The organism is Kurthia zopfii (genome assembly GCF_003143955.1).
In the GTDB taxonomy this organism is placed as follows: Bacteria; Bacillota; Bacilli; order Bacillales_A; family Planococcaceae; genus Kurthia; species Kurthia zopfii.
The window spans coordinates 1-1,554 of the sequence record NZ_QFVS01000081.1 but is presented as its reverse complement, the minus strand read 5'-3'; the positions used below and the strand labels follow the sequence as shown (position 1 = coordinate 1,554).

Annotated in this window: 1 protein-coding gene; it reads left to right on the top strand. The window is 38.4% G+C overall.

The genetic code is table 11. From position 1 onward, the window contains the following. The first annotated feature begins 125 nt into the window (after window positions 1–125). Window positions 126–1,481 carry a transposase gene (locus DF281_RS14395; RefSeq protein WP_109350943.1) on the top strand — a complete coding sequence of 452 codons (1,356 nt, stop codon included), beginning with the start codon at window positions 126–128 and terminating at the stop codon, window positions 1,479–1,481. Window positions 1,482–1,554 lie beyond the last annotated feature (73 nt).

Here is a 1,554-nt window from a genome sequence, read left to right as displayed (position 1 = left end):
TGAGTTAATTTCATAATTCCAATCCCTTTGTTATCAAGGGGTAAAATTAAATAAAAATGAGGCACCTCCCCAAATTCGGTATAATGGTAGCGACTAAACAACCCACCCGAAAGGAATGATGCCTCATGACTATTGTAAAACAAATTAGCCTGTTTGACATCCAAGAATTATTCGAAATGGAAAGTTCGCACCGATTTGATGCCATTTTCTCCACTTTCGATGTACAACCTATCTTTCATCTCTTTTCTAAAAAGACAATGCGTGGTGCTCCACGCGAATGTAATTACGGGGCCATGATTCAATCATTAATAGTACGTATCGTCGAACGTATTCCAACAATAAAGGACTTAGTCAAACGTTTAGTCAACGACCCTTTATTCCGTTTGGATTGCGGATTTCTTGTTTCGGATTCAGTTCCGTCAGAAGCGTCATATTCTCGTATGATTGATGTCATTAGTCAATCTGATGTACTAGATTTCATGCAGGATCAACTTATCCTAGCCGCTTTGACGGAAGGATTTCTCGAAGACGAGTGTCTCGGTTTTGATGCAACACACTTCGAATCACGTGATGCCTCAAAGCCTTCAGAGAAAAAAGAAGCAGCTCCACCAAAAAAACGTGGTCGAAAAACGTCTGAAGAACAAGCGATTTGGTTAGCTGAACAATCTGAGATTGAGGTCAATCAAACAACCTATGAAAAGAAGCTAGAAGCTCAGTTGACGATTCCGACGAACACACTTTGGCAAGATATCCCCATTGAACCGAAGTGGGGAATTAAGAAAAATAGTAATGGCAAAAATACGTTCTGGTATGGCTTTAAGGGACATTTAGCTGTTTCAACTAAAAGTCAATATATTGTCGCTCGCATCATGTCCTCAGGGAATTTAAGCGATAGTAAAGCAGCTATACCCTTGTTGAAAAAAATCGCAGACTTCTTGCCAAATCATTTCGCTACCGCAATTTTTGATGCAGGATATGATTACGAGCCAATTTACCGTCAAATATTAAATCAAACAATGCGTGCTGTTATTCCGTATAATGTCCGACGAGAGAGCGAAGTAATTGGATTTGACCAACATTTCCGCCCAACCTGTGTGCGCGAACATAGTTATCGTTATGACAGCTTTGATGAAAAATATCAGACACTCAAATTCACAAGACCAAAGGAATGTGAAACTTGTCCATTACGCGATGATTCCCTATGTCAAAAGGTTTTCAAAATAAAATGCGAAACAGATATTCGTAAGTATACGTCTCCAGCACGTGGCTCAGATTTATGGAAGAAACTCTATAAAGAACGTACGGCAGTAGAACGTGTAAATGCTTATTTAAAGCAATATTTCCAGTTAAATAACATCCGTCACAGAACAGGTCGCAAAGCAAAATTGCATTTCAATCTAGTGACGTTTATTTATAATGCCTGTAAGTTAGCAGTTGACCGCATCAATTCGCAATTAAGTCATGCAAAAGTACCTGCATAAATTTTAAAAACGATAGTTTTTACATCGGAGCAATCTAAGCTCTTGAAAAAATCGAATTATGAAATTGATTCAA

Coding starts and splice junctions, on each gene's coding strand:
- DF281_RS14395 (WP_109350943.1), top strand. CDS start 126: ATGACTATTGTAAAACAAATTAGCCTGTTTGACATCCAAGAATTATTC.